The organism is Citrobacter sp. RHBSTW-00986 (genome assembly GCF_013783065.1).
Classification (GTDB): Bacteria; Pseudomonadota; Gammaproteobacteria; order Enterobacterales; family Enterobacteriaceae; genus Citrobacter; species Citrobacter braakii.
Window position 1 is genome coordinate 1,223,765 of the sequence record NZ_CP056200.1, and the last position, 17,180, is coordinate 1,240,944.

A 17,180-nucleotide genomic window follows, 5' to 3' on the forward strand; every position below is an offset into this window, starting at 1 on the left:
TCCGGGTATCATTTTGCGATTAGCATTCCAAAACCAAATTTAAGATAGGCATGTTTGCACTATCGCTGCGATCTCCCCTGAGGATTTTCATGAACAACGCCGAACAACAGTTCCTGAACGAGCTGGATAACAAATTCTGGAAAGCCGCCGACAAGCTACGCGCCAACATGGATGCCGCCAACTACAAGCACGTGGTGCTGGGGCTTATCTTCCTCAAGTATGTGTCCGATGCCTTCGAGGCGCGTCAGCAGGAGCTAATCACCTTGTTCCGCGATGTCGGCAACCCGGACAACATCTATGCCATGTCGCGCGACGGTTACGACTCTGATGAAGAGTACGCACAGGCGATTGTGGATGAACTGGAGGTGGAAGATTACTACACCGAAAAGAACATCTTCTGGGTGCCGAAAGCCGCGCGCTGGGACACGCTGAAAAACAAAGCCATGTTGCCGACCGGCACCGTGCTGTGGGTGGATGAAACCACCGGCAAGGATGTGACGCTGCGCTCTGTGTCCTGGCTGGTGGATAACGCGCTCGATGAAATCGAAAAAACCAACCCGAAGCTGAAAGGTATTCTGAACCGTATCAGCCAGTATCAATTGGGCAACGAAGTGTTGACCGGGCTGATTAATACTTTCTCTGACGCCAACTTCAGCAACCCGGAATATAACGGCGAGAAGCTCAACTTAAAGAGCAAAGATATTCTCGGTCACGTGTACGAATATTTCCTCGGTCAGTTCGCGCTGGCGGAAGGTAAGCAGGGCGGCCAGTATTACACGCCAAAAAGTATCGTCACCCTGATTGTTGAAATGCTGCAACCGTATAACGGGCGCGTGTATGACCCGGCGATGGGTTCCGGCGGGTTCTTTGTTTCCAGCGACCGTTTTATCGAAGAGCACGCGGGCGAGAAGCAGTACAACGCCGCCGAGCAGAAGCGCAATATCTCTGTTTACGGCCAGGAGTCGAACCCGACCACCTGGAAGCTGGCGGCAATGAATATGGCGATCCGGGGTATCGACTTTAACTTCGGCAGCAAAAACGCCGACACCCTGCTGGACGACCAGCACCCGGATCTGCGAGCTGACTTCGTGATGGCGAACCCGCCGTTCAACATGAAGGAGTGGTGGAACGCCAAGCTGGAAAACGACGTGCGCTGGAAATACGGCACACCGCCGCAGGGCAACGCCAACTTTGCGTGGATGCAGCACATGATCCATCACCTTGCGCCAAAAGGTTCGATGGCGCTGCTGCTGGCGAACGGTTCGATGAGCTCCAACACCAACAACGAAGGCGAAATCCGCCGTAACCTGATCAAAGCCGATTTGGTCGAGTGCATGGTGGCGCTACCGGGCCAGCTCTTTACCAACACCCAAATCCCGGCCTGTATCTGGTTCCTGACCAAAGACAAATCTAGCGGCAACGGCAAAGCGCACCGCAAAGGCGAAGTGCTGTTTATCGACGCCCGCAAGATTGGCTTTATGAAAGACCGCGTGCTGCGTGACTTTACTCGTGAAGATATCGCCAGAATTGCCGACACCTTCCACAAATGGCAGGCAGATAAAGAGTACGAAGACGAAGCCGGATTCTGCTTCTCTGCAACGCTGGAAGATATTCAGAAAAACGACTTTGTGTTGACCCCTGGGCGCTATGTTGGTGCTACCGAGCAAGACGAAGATGATGAACCCTTTGCCGAGAAAATGGCACGATTGACGACGCAACTGAAAGATCAGTTGGAAGAGAGCGCGAACCTAGAAGCACAGATTAAGGCGAATCTGGGGGGGCTGGGTTATGAGTTTTGAGATTCCATTCTCTCATATTGCAGAGATTATTATGGGGCAATCCCCTAAAGGCGAAGAGGTTAATAATGAGGGGATAGGACTCCCCTTATTGAATGGACCTACAGAGTTTACTGACCGTTACCCTGCACCTGTGCAGCATACTGCATATGCAAAAAAAATATCGCTACCAGGAGATATTTTATTTTGTGTTCGTGGTTCAACAACCGGCAGGATGAACTATTCTGATCAAAAATATTGTATAGGTCGAGGTCTTGCTGCAATAAGAGGTCGAAACGGATATCCGACACCTTACGTTAAAGCTGTATTAGAGACTTATCTTCCTAAATTGCTGGCAGCTGCGACAGGATCAACTTTTCCTAATGTTAGCAAAGACCTTATTAATAATATTCCAGTAAGTGTTTTACCTGTTGAGAATGCTTGTAATATTAGTAAGCTCATCGAATTGCAGGAAGAGAAAGTATTCACGAATAATCAGATAAACCAAACCCTCGAACAAATGGCACAAGCCCTGTTCAAAAGCTGGTTTGTTAATTTTGAACCCGTAAAGGCCAAAATGGCAGTGCTGGAAGCGGGCGGTTCGCAGGAAGATGCAACGCTTGCCGCAATGACCGCCATTTCCGGGAAAAATGCGGATGCGCTAGCGGTTTTTGAGCGTGAACATCCTGAGCAGTATGCCGAATTAAAAGCCACGGCAGAGCTGTTTCCGTTGGCGATGCAGGACAGTGAGTTGGGGGAAATTCCGGAAGGGTGGACTCTATCTGAAATTGGAGCGCAAATCGATATTGCTGGTGGGGCAACGCCATCAACTAAAACACCTGATTTTTGGGATAATGGAGATATTCACTGGACTACACCTAAAGATTTATCCAACGTTAAAGACAAAATTTTACTGCATACAGAAAGAAAAATAACAAAAGCAGGATTGGGCAAAATTTCCTCTGGTTTACTACCTGTTAATACCGTGTTGATGTCATCACGTGCACCTGTGGGATACCTGGCAATTGCAAAAGTCCCTGTGGCGATTAATCAGGGATATATTGCCATGAAGTGTAATAAAGAGTTAAGCCCTGAATTCGTGTTACAGTGGTGTTCTGCAAACATGCCAGAAATTATATCTCGCGCAAGTGGTACCACCTTTGCTGAAATTAGTAAGAAAAATTTCAATCCAATTCCTCTTGTGAAGCCGCCACTTGAGCTTGTTAAAAATTATACCAAGCAAGTAAGTGCAATCTACTCGTTGATTGAAAATACTATGCGGGAAAATAATAGCCTAACCGAACTCCGCGACACCCTTCTCCCCAAACTTCTCTCGGGTGAAATTACCCTGCCGGAAGCAGAACAAATAATCAGCGAGGAAGCCTGATGCTAAGCGAAGACGATTTAGAACAGCAATGCCTGCAATGGTTTGCTGAACAGGGCTGGGACGTGCTGCACGGGCCGGATATCGCACCGGATGGCGATAACCCGCTGCGTGCCTCATTTCATGATGTGTTTCTGCGCCCGGTAATGCTGGAGCAGCTGCAAACCATCAATCCCCATCTCCCTGTTTCCGTGCTGGAGGAGGTGATACTGCGTATCGCCCATGCGCACAGCCCGGATCTGGTCGTCAGCAATAAAGTCTTTCATCACCTGCTGCTCAATGGCGTACCCGTTGAATATAAGCATGAAGACAAGGTAATTCACGATAACGCGCTGTTAATGGATTTCAACCATCCAGACAACAACCGCTTTATGGTGGTGAACCAGGTCGCCATTCAGGGAATAAAGCAGGTTCGTCGTCCGGATATCATTGGCTATATCAACGGTCTGCCGGTGGCGGTGATTGAGCTGAAAAGCCCCATTGATGCTAACGCCGATATCTGGGCGGCGTTTAACCAGTTACAGACCTATAAAAACGAATTGAGCGATCTGTTTATCTGTAACGAAGCGCTGGTGGTGAGCGATGGGCAGAATGCGCGCATTGGCTCTCTCACGGCGGATGAAGAGCGCTTCCTGCCGTGGAAAACGGTGGCGAACGAAAATGACAAACCGCAGTTTGACTGGCAGCTTAAAACCGTCGTGCAGGGCTTTTTTAACCGTGAATTATTGCTCGATTATATCCGCTATTTTGTCCTGTTTGAGAATGACGGCAAACGGCTGATTAAGAAGATTGCCGCCTATCACCAGTTCCATGCAGTGCGTGAAGCGGTGACGGCGACGATTGTGGCCTCGACCGGTAAACACCTGCCGTTGCACAGTAATATTCAGCCCGGTAGTAAAAAAGCGGGGGTCGTCTGGCATACCCAGGGTTCCGGCAAAAGTATCTCTATGTGCTGCTATGCCGGGAAACTGCTGCAACAGGCGGAGATGAACAACCCGACCATTGTGGTGGTGACGGATCGCAACGATCTCGACGGCCAGTTATACGCCACCTTCTGCCAGGCACAGGATTTGCTGAAGCAGACGCCACTACAGGCCAACGATCGAGATGAATTGCGCGAGTTGCTTAATGCCCGTGAATCCGGCGGCATCATCTTTACCACCGTGCAGAAGTTTGCGCCGCTGGACGGTGAGCAGAGCCATCCGGCACTCAATCAGCGCAGCAACATCGTGGTGATTTCGGATGAAGCGCACCGTAGCCAGTATGGCCTGAGCGCCACGCTGGACAGACAAACGGGTGTCTATAAATACGGCTACGCAAAACATATGCGCGACGCGCTGCCGAATGCGTCGTTTATGGGCTTTACCGGCACGCCGATTGCCTCGGAAGATAAAGATACCCGTGCCGTGTTCGGTGATTATGTCTCTATCTACGACATTCAGGATGCGGTCGATGACGGCGCAACGGTGCCGATCTACTACGAATCCCGGCTGGCAAAACTCGACCTGAACCATGAAGAGCTGGAAACGCTATCCGATCAGGTCGATGAACTGGTAGAAGACGAAGAGACGGGTCAGCAGGAGAAAACCAAAGGCGACTGGAGCCGTCTGGAAAAGCTGGTCGGTTCAGAGCCGCGTATCAAACAGGTAGCGGCCGATCTGGTTCAACATTTTGAAACGCGCAATGCTGCTATGAACGGCAAAGCGATGATTGTCGCCATGAGCCGCGAGATCTGCGTGAAACTGTACGATGCCATCGTGGCGATCCGCCCGGAATGGCACAGTGAAGACGTTGAACAAGGGGCGATCAAAGTCATCATGACCGGATCGGCGTCAGATAAAGACCATCTGCAATCGCATATCTACAACAAACAGACCAAAAAACGCCTGGAAGCCCGCTTTAAAGATCTGAACGACCCGCTGAAACTGGTGATTGTGCGGGATATGTGGCTGACCGGGTTTGATGCCCCGTGCTGCCACACCATGTATATCGACAAACCGATGCGCGGCCATAACCTGATGCAGGCGATTGCCCGCGTTAACCGTGTGTTCCGGGATAAACCCGGCGGACTGGTGGTGGATTATATCGGCATTGCCAACGAGCTGAAGCAGGCACTGAAAACCTATACCGATTCAAAAGGCAAAGGACAGACGACGGTTGATGCCCGGGAAGCCTTTGCGATTCTGCTGGAAAAAATGGATGTCATTCATGGGATGTTTGCCCGTTCGGCGGGTAAGCCGGGATTTGATTACACGGGCTTCTCCCGCGATCCGCTGGCCTTCTTGCGTGATGCCGTGAACTACATTCTGGGACTGGATGACGGTAAAAAACGTTACCTCGATGTCTCGCTGGCGATGAGCAAAGCCTGGTCACTATGTAACACGCTGGATGAGGCCGAACCTTTGCAGGAAGAGTTCGCGTTTCTTTCGGCGATCCGGGTGGGGCTTATCAAACTCGATCCGAAGGCCAAATTTAGCCAGTCAGAAAAAAATTCGCTGCTGAGTAAAATTCTTGATAATGCGGTCGTCGCGACCGGCGTTGAAGATGTGTTTGCTTTGGCTGGATTGGATAAGCCGAACATAGGTTTGCTGTCGGATGAGTTCCTGGAGGAAGTGCGGGAAATGCCGCAGCGTAATCTGGCTGTAGAATTGCTGGAAAAACTGCTCAATGACGGGATTCATGCCCGTTCGGGCAATAACGTAGTGCAGCAGAAGAAATATTCTGACCGCCTGAAAGCCGTACTGCTCAAATACAATAACCGGGCGATTGAAACCGCGCAGGTGATTGAAGAGCTGATCCAGATGGCGAAAGCGTTCCAGGAGGCGATGGCGCGTGATGATGCGTTAGGGCTGACCCCGGATGAAATCGCCTTCTATGATGCGCTGGCTGAAAATGAAAGTGCAGTGCGTGAACTGGGCGATGATACGCTGAGAAAGCTGGCCATCGAAGTGACATTGAAATTGCGGCAGTCCACCACCGTGGACTGGCAGGTGCGTGAAAGCGTGCGTGCCCGATTGCGTATTCTGGTGCGCCAGACGCTGCGTAAGTATAAGTATCCGCCGGACAAAACGCCGGGCGCCGTGGAACTGATTTTGAAGCAGGCAGAAGTGGTGTCGAACAGCTGGACAGTCTAAAACGTTCATCGATTATCTTGACGGAGGTGGTTCAATGTCGGTTACTGTAACAGTTGAAAAAGTAGGGGCGGCATTTGCATTGATCAAATGCCACCATAGGCCTGAAGCAGAATATGAATTTACTGGTGAGTTTCTCGGGCTTTCACACGAGCTGAAGTTTGCAGGGAAGAATTTACGAGAACTGAGAGAAACTGGCTGTTCTATTTATGGAATTTATCAGGATGAATACGGCATGACCTTACTTCCTGATCATCCCGGCATTAAACTGGCCGAAATACTAGCGGTATCAAATATAGGACTGAATAAATTTTCGGTTTACATGGGATGTCGCGAGCAAGAGATAGTTGAATTGTTGAACGGTTCAGTTTCACTGACGAAAGCTATGGCACTCCGATTATCGCATGTAGTCGGTGGAAGTTGGTCGAAGTGGATGTTAATTCAAGAGCAGTTTGAATTACAGTTGGCACAACGAGAGATTAAAGAATTAATGATTTTGACTAATATCGGGGATGAGGTCGTTGGATTATAGTAAAACAACCATCTTTAACTGATGGGTTTGGCCTTTCCATCCATAAGAAAGGCCATTGCTGTAAAAAATAAATTACCCGCGACTGCAGCCGAAATTACGGTCCCCATCACCGACTATTTTAGTTCTTACTTTGGTCATGTAATCCACCCTGTTCATCAAATCGCTATAAGTCTGCTCAAAGTTGTCCCTTTTACGATTTAGGAGATATTTTCCATTTGATGGGTAATTAACTAGCTTCCCAGAGTCATCTATCGGGATGCCAAGTGCACTGTACCAGGCTGTTGTTATCATTGTACGTAACGTGTTACGCTTTAAGTCATAATCCCCCAAATGATAATAAGCATCCTGATTGAAACACAATATCAGATGGTAATGCCGTTTTCCATTTTTGGTATATTCTCGGACCCATGCGTAACGTAAGGTTGAATGTCGGGTATCAGGCCAGTCTTTTCGTTGAGTTTTAATATGCTTATCGTGTTCAAGCTTTGCTTTTAACGCACTGGTAAAGCGAGATATAGCACCAGAGTCAACTCTGGGTTGAAAGAATGGGTTATCCATATTTTCTGTATCAATTGGATCATGCAGATCAACACGAAGAATCATTGAGTTAGGATGTTCGTTGAGGGAGTCATCAATAACCTGTTGTATTCTATCCCGATATAGGGATACGTGTGATCCGAATTCACTATCGTATGTCATATTGTATCCTATTTATTGATATTGGTGTAGGTAATATATACAATATATATTACCTATCATGATAACAAACTATTAGCCGGACTGGGCTCGGTGTTTGTTTTTACTCCTGAATTAAAATCATTTGTTATCATCAAAGCACGGGGTTTAAACCAGCTATGGTTATCAATGTGGTTTTGCCTTTCTTTGCCACTAGTATTCTATTTTGAGAGTACAGCATACCGAGTAATTCATTTGCTTTACTACGCTTTCTAAATTTATTAGGACCATATTGGAGAACAGTATTTTTAGTAATGTAAGGTACAACAAGGCGGTTACAATGATTTTTTATCCACCAATAAAGCTCATCCGCCTCCGAGATTGCGGGCGTTAATTCCTGAGGTTTAGAAAATATGTGGATGTACTCATTAACATACCAGGTAGTTATCTTCACAGCATCTTCGACTGCAGAAAGAGATATATCTCCATCATTGCCATTAAAATAATGCAGCAGAGAGGCCACTCTGGCCATATTTTCTGCGACCTTAGATGCATAGTCTCTAAAATCTGATAAGGTGCCGAGTAAGCCCATATCTGACTCCACCTTGTTATAAAATTCGATCCAGCGATTTTCTGCTTCTACAGAAAATCGCAGGCAAAGACGATCATTTTGATTATCTCTGGCAATACTTTCGTTAACTATCTCCATCAGTCGTTGATGGAATACCGGCAAATGTTCGCTTGAAACAACGGGGCTGGAGATTCTTCTGGAACCTTGCTTTGAATCAGGCTGGCATATGAGACATCGAGCGAAAAAACCGATCCCTTTGGCTGTATCGCCTTTACGTTGCAGATAACCTTTAAACACATCAGGCTGAACCATAAGTGCTAGCGTCAGTCTGGCATCTCTGATTAATTTCTCTGGCTCACTTTTCCTTTCCACTGAAAATGTTGCGCCATCCCACATTTTGTTGATGAAAGGCAGTTCGTTCAGCGTGTAACCGTTAAAAATAGTGCCAGCCTCATCAGACATGATACCGATAGATCGCCAATAACCACAGAGGTAATCTTTAATAGCCGCAGGAGTGGCATCATTAAATATCTGCTTGAACCTGATCGGTGGTTGCTGGTGCGACGCCAACAGCGCTTTAAGTTGTTCATTTGTCGCCAGATGATCTTTGTTACGGCGAATATCTGATTTGAGTTTTGACATCAGTGCTTTTCTTTCAAAATTAAAAATTTCTTCATCACTTCGCCAGGTATTAAGAGCATGCGTGTACTTATCAAATAATTCTTCCTCCAGTTGATATAATGGCTTCATCAGCATTTTATCAACCGTACTTTTCCGTTCGCCAGATTCTGCAAGTGTCAGCAAGTAAAGTGATACTGGGCTACGTAGATTAGTAAGTCGACAAACATCAATCCGGTTCTGACAGGCAAGAGATATTACCCCAAGAGCAGAAGCAGCAATCAAACCTTGAGGGGCCTGCGTATGCTGTTCCACTTCATAAATTGCATTTCTGATAATCTGAGGGAACGCATTTACAGGAAAAGGATGACCGTTAAACATATAATACCTCTAATACAATTCACGTTAAAAAATTCTGCGCAAGTTGTTATTCCGCTATTAATAGCAGAAATAGCAGGATGAAATAACTCTAATTACAACATTTTGAATGTATGTTAGGTAATTACTTCAAATAAGTTTGCTGCGTTGCGATAGCCATTCATCAATCTCTGATTCAACCCATCCAACAGATTTCACTCCGAGCATTCGCTTTTTGGGGAAGGAAGCGTCGTAACGCGGTGATTTGGGGTTCAACCAGTCGTAGATTGTTGCCCTTGCCATACCAGTTTTTTGGATTACCGTAGGTAAGCGGAGTATCCTAACGGTTGATGGATTGTTCATGCTTGATTGCCTCTCGTTAGTTCATTTTGGTTGTAGAAAGATTAGCGGCAAGCATTAATGCAAAAAATCCGCGTACCAAAAATACATTTTTTACAACACTTAACTAATTGATATTTGGTGTTTTTATGTTGACAGCGATTGAGTTTTGCGAAGAAATTAGTCAAAAATCGGTTTGTCTTTCTGGGCAGATGGTCGAATGTGATTGGGACATATACATTGATATGCTCAGCGAAAGTTATCCTGCGATACTGAAGGAACTAAGCGAAATGCGAGATCAGTTCTGGAATTCTGATAAGGTAGGAACACGTGTGGTTTTGTATAGTGCTCCATCTCATGAAGAGTATAAATATTGTACTGGTGACAGAGTGGGTCAATTAATAGAGGAATATGCTGAATTATATGATCCAGTTCAGGAATGCTGGAAAGAGTTAAAGTCACGTATTTTCAGGGGAACATTTTCTCATCTTATTCAGGATCCTTTTTTAATTAATGATGTGTTTAAATCACATCTATTTTTTGCCTCGATGTCTTATCAATGGGGAAAATCAGTTATGTCAGAGAATGAGTGTGTTGCTATTAAAGCATTCATTAAATCTTCTGAATTATTTGATAGATGTATTGGTATGTCATGGTTTCATGTTTCTGTATGTGCTCAAAAAAAATTATCCCATGTTAGAGCTAAAGCCGGAAAACAAGGTGGGAGCAGTAAAGCGGAAGTATATCGAGTAATTCAAGATAAACTTGTTTATTTGATCAATGAATCTGTTCCTGAAGGTGGGTGGAAAAGTAAAGCAGCTGCGGTAAATGCTCTCATTGATCCTTTGTGGGACTTTATTAAAGAGTCAAATTTTGACATTAATAATGAAAGTAAAAAATATCGTATCGCAACAATGAGCCAAGATGCTTTGGAAGATACCATTATTAAAAACTGGTCAAGAAATATTGAAAGTATCAAATTGGCTTTAGATAATACAGTTGCTAGAAAAAAGAAAGTCACAGGATAAAAGCCCGTATTATTAATAGTTGAATTATCAGCACCCATTATGGGTGCTGATAAAGGATTCATCCCACAAGCCGTATTCCCCTAACCCCACTATTAACGATACTGCCGCTATCTGCTGCTTTTACAAAATCAGCCCACCATTGCATCATCGGACGACGTTGCTCAAGATAATCACTGCGGTTATAAGCGCGACGCACCTCATTTTTGTCTACATGAGCAAGCGCTGCTTCAATGACATCAGGTGGAAATCCTTCCTCATTGAGTGCCGTACTGGCGATAGAACGCAAGCCGTGTGAAACAAGTACACCTCCTAAGCCAGCACGCTTGAGTGCTGCATTCACTGTTTGGCTATTCATTGGTTGGTTGGGCTTGATACGGCTAGGAAAGATAAATTCTCGGCCACCACTGAGAGGCTTCATCATTTCCAGAATAGCAAGAGCCCCATCAGATAGTGGAACCGTATGGTCCCGGTTCATCTTCATTCGAGCTGCAGGAATTTTCCATTCGCTAGCATTGAAATCGATCTCATCCCATCGAGCCTCAGCAGCTTCGGCAGGGCGGGTGATGGTTAGAAGTTGCCACATGAACAGGCATCGTGTGGACAGGCTGATACTTGCCGTGCGCATAGTCTGCATTAATTGTGGAAGTTGATCCGGGCGGATACTAGGCATGTTTTTCTTCTGCGGTTTCTCGAATGCTTTCCCGATGTTAACGCTGGGAACAGCATCAATTAGGCCTGTGTTCTGAGCATAAATCATGACTTCGTTAATACGCTGACAAAGGCGGCGAACAGTCTCTAATGCACCTCTGGCCTGAACCGGCTGCACTGCTTTAACCAGAGTATGAGCCTTAATCTCGGTGACACTGATATCACCGATTGCTGGGAAAACATCTCTCTCAAGCGAGCGCCAGATATCATCGGCATAGTCCTCTGTTACGCTGGCTTTCTTCACATTCCACCAACGCTCGGCAACTAACAGGAAAGTGTTGGTTTTAGCCTCTTGAGAATTTCTAACCTGCTCTTTCTGATGTTCCTGAGGATCAATGTCTTTCGCCAATAAAACTCGAGATTCAGCTCTGAGTTTACGCGCATCAGAAAGGGAGACAGCAGGGTAGGCTCCGAAGCTTTGCTTGGTTCGCTGTTTTGTCAGAGGTCGATAGTAACGGAATTGCCAGAGCTTACTACCACTGGACTTGATTAACAGAGTAAGCCCGTCACCATCATATAGCTGGTAATCGGCATCTTTAGGTTTGGCGGCTTTGATTTCCGTATTGGTTAACGGCTTGGTTTTTCTTGCCATGGGGAGTCTCCATGCGTTTAGGCCCAACGAAAACAATAGAGCTTTTCGTTGGGCCTATCAATGGGCCTAAAAGGTTCGGATTTAATTAGTTCTCTTCGGACTTCGCGGGACAAAGTGAGGGCACAAAAAAGCCCGCAGGGCTTGCGCCGTGCGGGCTCTTAGGACTTCATCGGATGACTCTGGTAATCACCGATGGAGAATTTTGGTGGAGCTGGCGGGAGTTGAACCCGCGTCCGAAATTCCTACATCCTCGGTACTACATGCTTAGTCAGTCTTTACATTCGCCTGGCACCTGCGGACAGACACGCCACTACCAGACTAGCCTGATTAGATTTAACGCTTCAACCCCAGGCAGGGCCTCCACGCGATCTCTTTTGGGTTTGACCTCTCTTTGATCCCCGTCTTAAGAGCGGAAGCTAGGGAGAGAGGGCTCAGAGCAGGTTATTAAGCTGCTAAAGCGTAGTTTTCGTCGTTTGCGACTATTTTTTTGCGGCTTTTTACGAGGCCAACCGCCCCTCGGCATGCACCTTGGGTTTCGCGAATCCCGTCGAATCCAGAATCAGCCCCAATGTGTTAGAGCAAGTATAACAGACTTGTGACACGCGTGACCAGCCCCCGCAACCCCTAATCCTCAAGGATTTACCGCTCGCGCAGCGCTTCTTTTGCGCGATTAAACGGTTTGATTAAATAGTCGACGATGGTTTTTTCACCTGTTTTTATATCCACTGTGGCAATCATTCCCGGTACGATGGAGAAATGGCGTCCCAGTTTGTTCTGTAAGAAGTCCTGATGGGTACGGATAAACACGCGGTAGTAGAATATTTCCGGTTTCACTTTGTCCTGAATAGTATCCGGGGAAATAGTTTCGACTACGCCTTCCAGACCGCCGTAAATCGCGTAGTCATAAGCGGTTATCTTCACCAGCGCCCGTTGGCCGGGGTGAATGAACGCGATATCGCGCGGAGACAGGCGGGTTTCTATCAGCAGATGATCGTCCAGCGGTACAATCTCCATCATCTCGCCATTGGGCGGGATAACGCCGCCAATGGTAGTGACCTGGATGTTATTCACAATACCGCGCATCGGCGCGCGCACGGTCAGGCGGGTGACGGAATCCTCGCGTCCTTTCAAAATAGCCGCCAGCATATCCACTTCGGCATTGGCTTTTGACAGCGCTTCCCGCGCCTGCACGAAGTATTGTGAGCGCAGATCGGTGATTTTTAATCCTAAATCGCTTTTTTGTCGTTGCAGACGCAGCACTTCAACGTGGCTGGCGGCACCACTTTTTTCCAGCCGTTGGGTTATGGCCAGCTCTTTATTTACCGAGACCAGCGCATCCTGCAGTTCTGCCATAGAATCAGCGAGCTGCGCGCGGCGACTTTTATACAAGCGCGTTTCGGAGGCGATGAGATCCGGCCAGGCGCGTAGTGAAGCGGGAAACACGAGCGGCAGATCGTTAACTTCGGCATTGAGCCTTGCGCTGGAAGCCAGTGAGGCGCGATAGCGGGCGGCGCTCTCCCCAACGTTGGACTCAGAGCGAGTGGGGTCGAGGCGCGCGACAATCTGATTAGCCTGTACTTTATCTCCTTCGCGTACCGTGAGCTCGGCGAGAATGCCGCCATCCAACGACTGCAATACCTGCTCGCGCGAGCTGGGGATTACCTTCCCGCTGCCGGTCGAGACTTCATCCAGTTTGCCGAAATATGCCCAGATACCCAGGACGGCAAACAGCAGCGTGCTGAGCAGAATAATGCGGCTGGACCCAGAAAAACGGTGCTCGCGGCGGATATCGAGGTCGTCCATAGCAGCGTCATGCGGATTGGTTTTCATTTTTCCACTCCCGACCGTGAGTAGGGGCTGGTGCCCGGCTCGCATTCAGCGCCTGCGCTTTCGGGGCATCCATGACCAGTTGACCTTCTTTTAACACCACTACGCGCTCGACCAGCTCCAGAACCGGTACGCGATGGGTGGCGACAATCAATGTTCGGTTGCCCAGCCACTGGTTCAGGCGCTGAATAAACTCTCGTTCGGTATGTTCATCCAGCGAGGCGCTGGGTTCGTCGAGCAGCACGATATTGGGCGATCGCAGCAGCATTCTTGCCAGCAGGATCGACTGCCGTTGTCCACCGGACAGACCGTTGCCGCCCTCCATAATGGGGTGCGCCAGCCCTTTGGCGAGTTGTTTAACGAAAGCCGCCGCGCCGCTGACCTCCAGTGCTTCGAAGATCTGCGCGTCGCTGGCATGCGGTGCGCCGAGGGTCAGGTTCTCGCGCAAGGTGCCGAAAAACAGCCGCGCATTCTGACTGAGAAAACCGATATTGCGGCGTAAATCGGCCATATCGATCTGCGCCAGGCTAAGGTTATCGAGTCGGACATCGCCCTGGATAATCTCCACGCCGCCCGCCATGGCCTGTAGCAGCGTTGATTTCCCGGCGCCGTTACGCCCGAGGATCGCCACCCGTTCACCGGGCATGACCTCCAGACGTGAGATGCGCAGCGGAACGCGTTGATCGTCGCTGTGGTAGCGAAAGTGCGCGTTTTCAAACAGATAATGGCCGTGAAAAATCTCCTGATGCACACGGTCTTCATCGTACTGCGTTTCGGTGGGAAGCTGCATGATGCTGTCTAACCCCATCTTCGCCGCCTTGACCTGCTGCCAGCGGGCCAGTACGCCGCACAGGTTCGCCATCGGGGCAATCATTCTGGAACCGAGCATCGACGCGGCCACCACCGCCCCGGTGGTCATTGTGCCTTCAATGACCATCGGCGCGCCGAACATAATGATGGCGGCGTAGACCAGGCTTTGTACCGACATGCCCCAGCCAATCAGCCCCTGAGTCAGCTTGCGCGTGCGCAGTCCGGACTCTCCGGTAATACGGATGTAGCTGTTCCACTGCTGTAAAAAGCGGTTTTCCGCCTGCATCAGCTTGATATCTTCCAGCCCCTGAACGCTCTCGACCAGCACCGCGTTGCGCAGGGTGGATTCATGCGCTGCCTGGTTGGCGAGTACCGCCAGTTTCTTCTGTAACAGCAAACCGGGCAGGATCATCAGCAGGGCCGCGACGGGGGCTATCCACGCCAGCGGCGGGGCGATAAAGGCCAGCACCACGATAAACAAAAAGAAAAACGGTAGATCGACAATCGTCGACAGGGTCGAGGAGGTGATCATCTCGCGAACCTGTTCCAGCTCGCGCAGTTGAGAAATAAAGCTCCCCGTCGAGCGGGGAACGGCGCTGTTGCGCAGTCGCAATGCGTGGCTGAACACGCGATCGGAAATGCGCATATCAGCGCGTTTGCCGAGCAGGTCCATTATGTGGGTACGCGCTTCGCGCAGCAAAAAGCCAAACAGCACCGCCACCAGAACGCCGGTGGAGAGAACATACAGCGTTGGATAAGACTGGGCGGGGATCACCCGATCATAGACCTGCATCGAAAAGATAATCCCGGCAAGCGACAGGACGTTAATCAGAAAGGCGGCAACCATGACCGGCAGGTAAGGGCGGATGTCCTGTAACACCAGTTCGCGCATCCAGTCGGGCCTGAAGCGCGAAATATAGCGGTCTACCCGACTGTCCTTCAGCGCCGACAGCGGGCGCAGCGCGGTAATGCTCACGATCTCCGGCAGAAGTTCTGCAACTGTGAGTCGGTTACGCTGGCCCTCTTCAGCGATGATAAAAACATCCAACGCATCTTCACCGTTGAAATGTTCTATCACCATCAGTTGGCCGTCGTGCAGTTCCGCCACCACCGGCAGACGCCACTGGCCGAACGCCTGCGTGGTGGTATCCAGCGCATGAAATGACAGCCCCGCCTGACGCGCCAGCTGCGACAGGGCCATAGCTCGGCTTTTTCCCGCAAACCACGGGGCGTTGGCCTGGATTGCGCCGGGCGAACAGGTAACGCGATAGTGGCTGGCAATATGCGTCATCGCCTGCGCCCACTGGCTCAGGGCGTGTTCGCCAATCGCATCTTCCGCATGTGTATCGACGTCGCTCATAGCTTTATCTCCACCGATTGAATACTGCGGTTATTTAAGGCGAACGCCTGGCGAAGCGAGCCGGTGTTATAGAGGCAGTTCAACTGGAGCTGGCGCAGCTGGTTTTGAGTCTGGAGTTCAGCAAAACGGGCCTGATATACCTCCTGCTCGGCGTTAAGCACGTCGAGCAGTGGGCGTGACCCGAGGTCCAGATACTGCTGTTGATAAAGCTCGCGCGTTTGTTCACTCAGCCGTTGCTGGCGACGCAGGATCTGCAGGGCAGTGGCGAGGCTCATCGCCTGGCTGCGGGATTCCAGTAATTTCTGCCGCACTTCAAGTCGGGTACGCTGGATGGAGTACTGTGCAGACTCTACCGCGTGACTGGCGGCGTTGCGTCTGGCGGTGAGTCCGCCCCCCTGATACAGCGGCATCTCGACTTTTACCCACGTGGAGTACTGGGTTTTGTCGAGCACCTCATGGCTGGGGTATTTGTCGTTGAGATAGTGCTGAACCGACGGCTCCAGGGAGATAGTGGGCGTCATCTGCGCGTTGGCGTAATCGAGATTTGCCTGGGCCACATTCGCCTGCGCCCATGCCGCCAGCACTGCAGGAACCAGCTTATCGTCCGGTTTGACCACATCACAACTGCTGTCCAGTTTGACTGGAAATTCGTTGCTGATGCCGTTAAGCGAGTTCCAGCCGAGGAAGCTCATCAGCGTTGCCTTGCTGCTGTCGAGATTAGCCTGATACTGCGCCAACTGAGAACGTGCAGACTCGATACGCGCATCGGTTTGCACCACGTCGGATAGCGAGGTTGCCCCTTCATCATTGCGTTGACGGGTCAGCCGACCAATACCGTTCAAGGCGCTGAGCTGCTCTTCGGCGGCGTCCACCATTTGCTGCCACGTCTGCACCTGGACTATCGCGTTGGCGGTTGCGTGGGCGATGGTATCAATACTGAGTAACACATTCGCCTGCTGTTGTGCGGATCCGGCGGTTTCAGCACGGACCTGGCTTGCCACTTTGCCGAAGTCGTACAGCATTTGCGACACTGAAATAACCAGAGCCGGGCTAAAGCCGTGATCGGTGTAAGTATTGCTGTAACCGTTGTTCATCCCGGCAGAAACCTGCGGGTAATATTTTGATTTCGCCACGTCGATCTGCTCATTTTGTGAGAGCAGTTTGCCGATGGATTCACGAATAGAAGGATGCCAGCTCACGGCGCGGCTCACTGCGTCGTTGAGCGTCAGGCTGCCGGGGGCGGCGGCGCTCAGCGGCAGATCGGCAACCGCGCCGTCCAGCGAGGGCAGCATCTGGCTGGTGGCCAGTCCTTCCGGCGTAATAATTTGCGGTTCATCTTCGGCATTCACCCGCAGGGTACAGAGCGCTAATGCCAGCAGTAAGGCAACAGGCGCGACATTTCTCATAGTTTATCCCTTACAAAATACGGCAGCGACGACTGTTATTGCCCCGGACGTCATGGCATCCGGGGCT

12 protein-coding genes and 1 other RNA gene are annotated in these 17,180 nt (G+C 49.6%); 5 read left to right on the forward strand and 8 right to left on the reverse strand.

The window, feature by feature from the left end:
- Nucleotides 1-89: 89 nt before the first annotated feature.
- Genes HV345_RS06050 through HV345_RS06065 form a run of 4 tightly spaced genes read left to right on the forward strand, consistent with a single transcriptional unit; the run spans nucleotide 90 to nucleotide 6,822 of the window.
- Nucleotides 90-1,799 (forward strand): class I SAM-dependent DNA methyltransferase, encoded by a 1,710-nt coding sequence (locus HV345_RS06050; protein WP_001515697.1) that lies wholly within the window; start codon nucleotides 90-92, stop codon nucleotides 1,797-1,799.
- On the forward strand, nucleotides 1,789-3,162 hold the full coding sequence (locus HV345_RS06055) for a restriction endonuclease subunit S (RefSeq protein ID WP_019077729.1): 1,374 nt from the start codon (nucleotides 1,789-1,791) through the stop codon (nucleotides 3,160-3,162). Before HV345_RS06050 ends, HV345_RS06055 begins: the two co-directional genes overlap by 11 nt.
- Nucleotides 3,162-6,293 carry a type I restriction endonuclease subunit R gene (locus HV345_RS06060; RefSeq protein ID WP_019077730.1) on the forward strand — a complete coding sequence of 1,044 codons (3,132 nt, stop codon included), beginning with the start codon at nucleotides 3,162-3,164 and terminating at the stop codon, nucleotides 6,291-6,293. The genes HV345_RS06055 and HV345_RS06060 overlap by 1 nt, the downstream gene beginning before the upstream one ends.
- Nucleotides 6,294-6,327: 34 nt before the next feature.
- A complete protein-coding gene (locus tag HV345_RS06065) occupies nucleotides 6,328-6,822 on the forward strand; it encodes a hypothetical protein (RefSeq protein WP_006809979.1) in 495 nt (164 codons plus the stop codon).
- A gap of 72 nt (nucleotides 6,823-6,894) precedes the next feature.
- On the opposite strand, the gene HV345_RS06070 is transcribed toward HV345_RS06065, so the two are convergent.
- The 3 genes from HV345_RS06070 to HV345_RS06080 form a co-directional block, all read right to left on the reverse strand.
- Nucleotides 6,895-7,521 carry an inovirus Gp2 family protein gene (locus tag HV345_RS06070; RefSeq protein WP_001618771.1) on the reverse strand — a complete coding sequence of 209 codons (627 nt, stop codon included), beginning with the start codon at nucleotides 7,519-7,521 and terminating at the stop codon, nucleotides 6,895-6,897.
- 130 nt (nucleotides 7,522-7,651) lie between these two features.
- Entirely contained in the window at nucleotides 7,652-9,067 is a 1,416-nt protein-coding gene (locus HV345_RS06075; protein WP_001618770.1) for a YfjI family protein, read from the reverse strand.
- A gap of 126 nt (nucleotides 9,068-9,193) precedes the next feature.
- Nucleotides 9,194-9,406 carry an AlpA family transcriptional regulator gene (locus HV345_RS06080; protein WP_001618769.1) on the reverse strand — a complete coding sequence of 71 codons (213 nt, stop codon included), beginning with the start codon at nucleotides 9,404-9,406 and terminating at the stop codon, nucleotides 9,194-9,196.
- A gap of 125 nt (nucleotides 9,407-9,531) precedes the next feature.
- Between HV345_RS06080 and HV345_RS06085 the strand changes: the two genes are divergently transcribed.
- A complete protein-coding gene (locus tag HV345_RS06085; RefSeq protein ID WP_001618768.1) occupies nucleotides 9,532-10,410 on the forward strand; it encodes a hypothetical protein in 879 nt (292 codons plus the stop codon).
- A 58-nt stretch (nucleotides 10,411-10,468) separates the two neighbouring features.
- On the opposite strand, the gene HV345_RS06090 is transcribed toward HV345_RS06085, so the two are convergent.
- The 5 genes from HV345_RS06090 to HV345_RS06110 form a co-directional block, all read right to left on the reverse strand.
- A complete protein-coding gene (locus HV345_RS06090; protein ID WP_181636376.1) occupies nucleotides 10,469-11,710 on the reverse strand; it encodes an integrase in 1,242 nt (413 codons plus the stop codon).
- A gap of 203 nt (nucleotides 11,711-11,913) precedes the next feature.
- Nucleotides 11,914-12,277: a transfer-messenger RNA gene (ssrA, locus tag HV345_RS06095) on the reverse strand.
- Nucleotides 12,278-12,349: 72 nt separating this feature from the next.
- The gene (locus HV345_RS06100) at nucleotides 12,350-13,513 is read right to left on the reverse strand and encodes an HlyD family efflux transporter periplasmic adaptor subunit (RefSeq protein ID WP_181636688.1); all 1,164 of its coding nucleotides are present in this window, start codon (nucleotides 13,511-13,513) and stop codon (nucleotides 12,350-12,352) included.
- A 7-nt stretch (nucleotides 13,514-13,520) separates the two neighbouring features.
- Entirely contained in the window at nucleotides 13,521-15,707 is a 2,187-nt protein-coding gene (locus HV345_RS06105) for a type I secretion system permease/ATPase (protein WP_181636377.1), read from the reverse strand.
- Complete coding sequence (locus tag HV345_RS06110; protein WP_181636378.1) at nucleotides 15,704-17,113, reverse strand: TolC family outer membrane protein; 1,410 nt, start codon at nucleotides 17,111-17,113, stop codon at nucleotides 15,704-15,706. The genes HV345_RS06105 and HV345_RS06110 overlap by 4 nt, the downstream gene beginning before the upstream one ends.
- Nucleotides 17,114-17,180 lie beyond the last annotated feature (67 nt).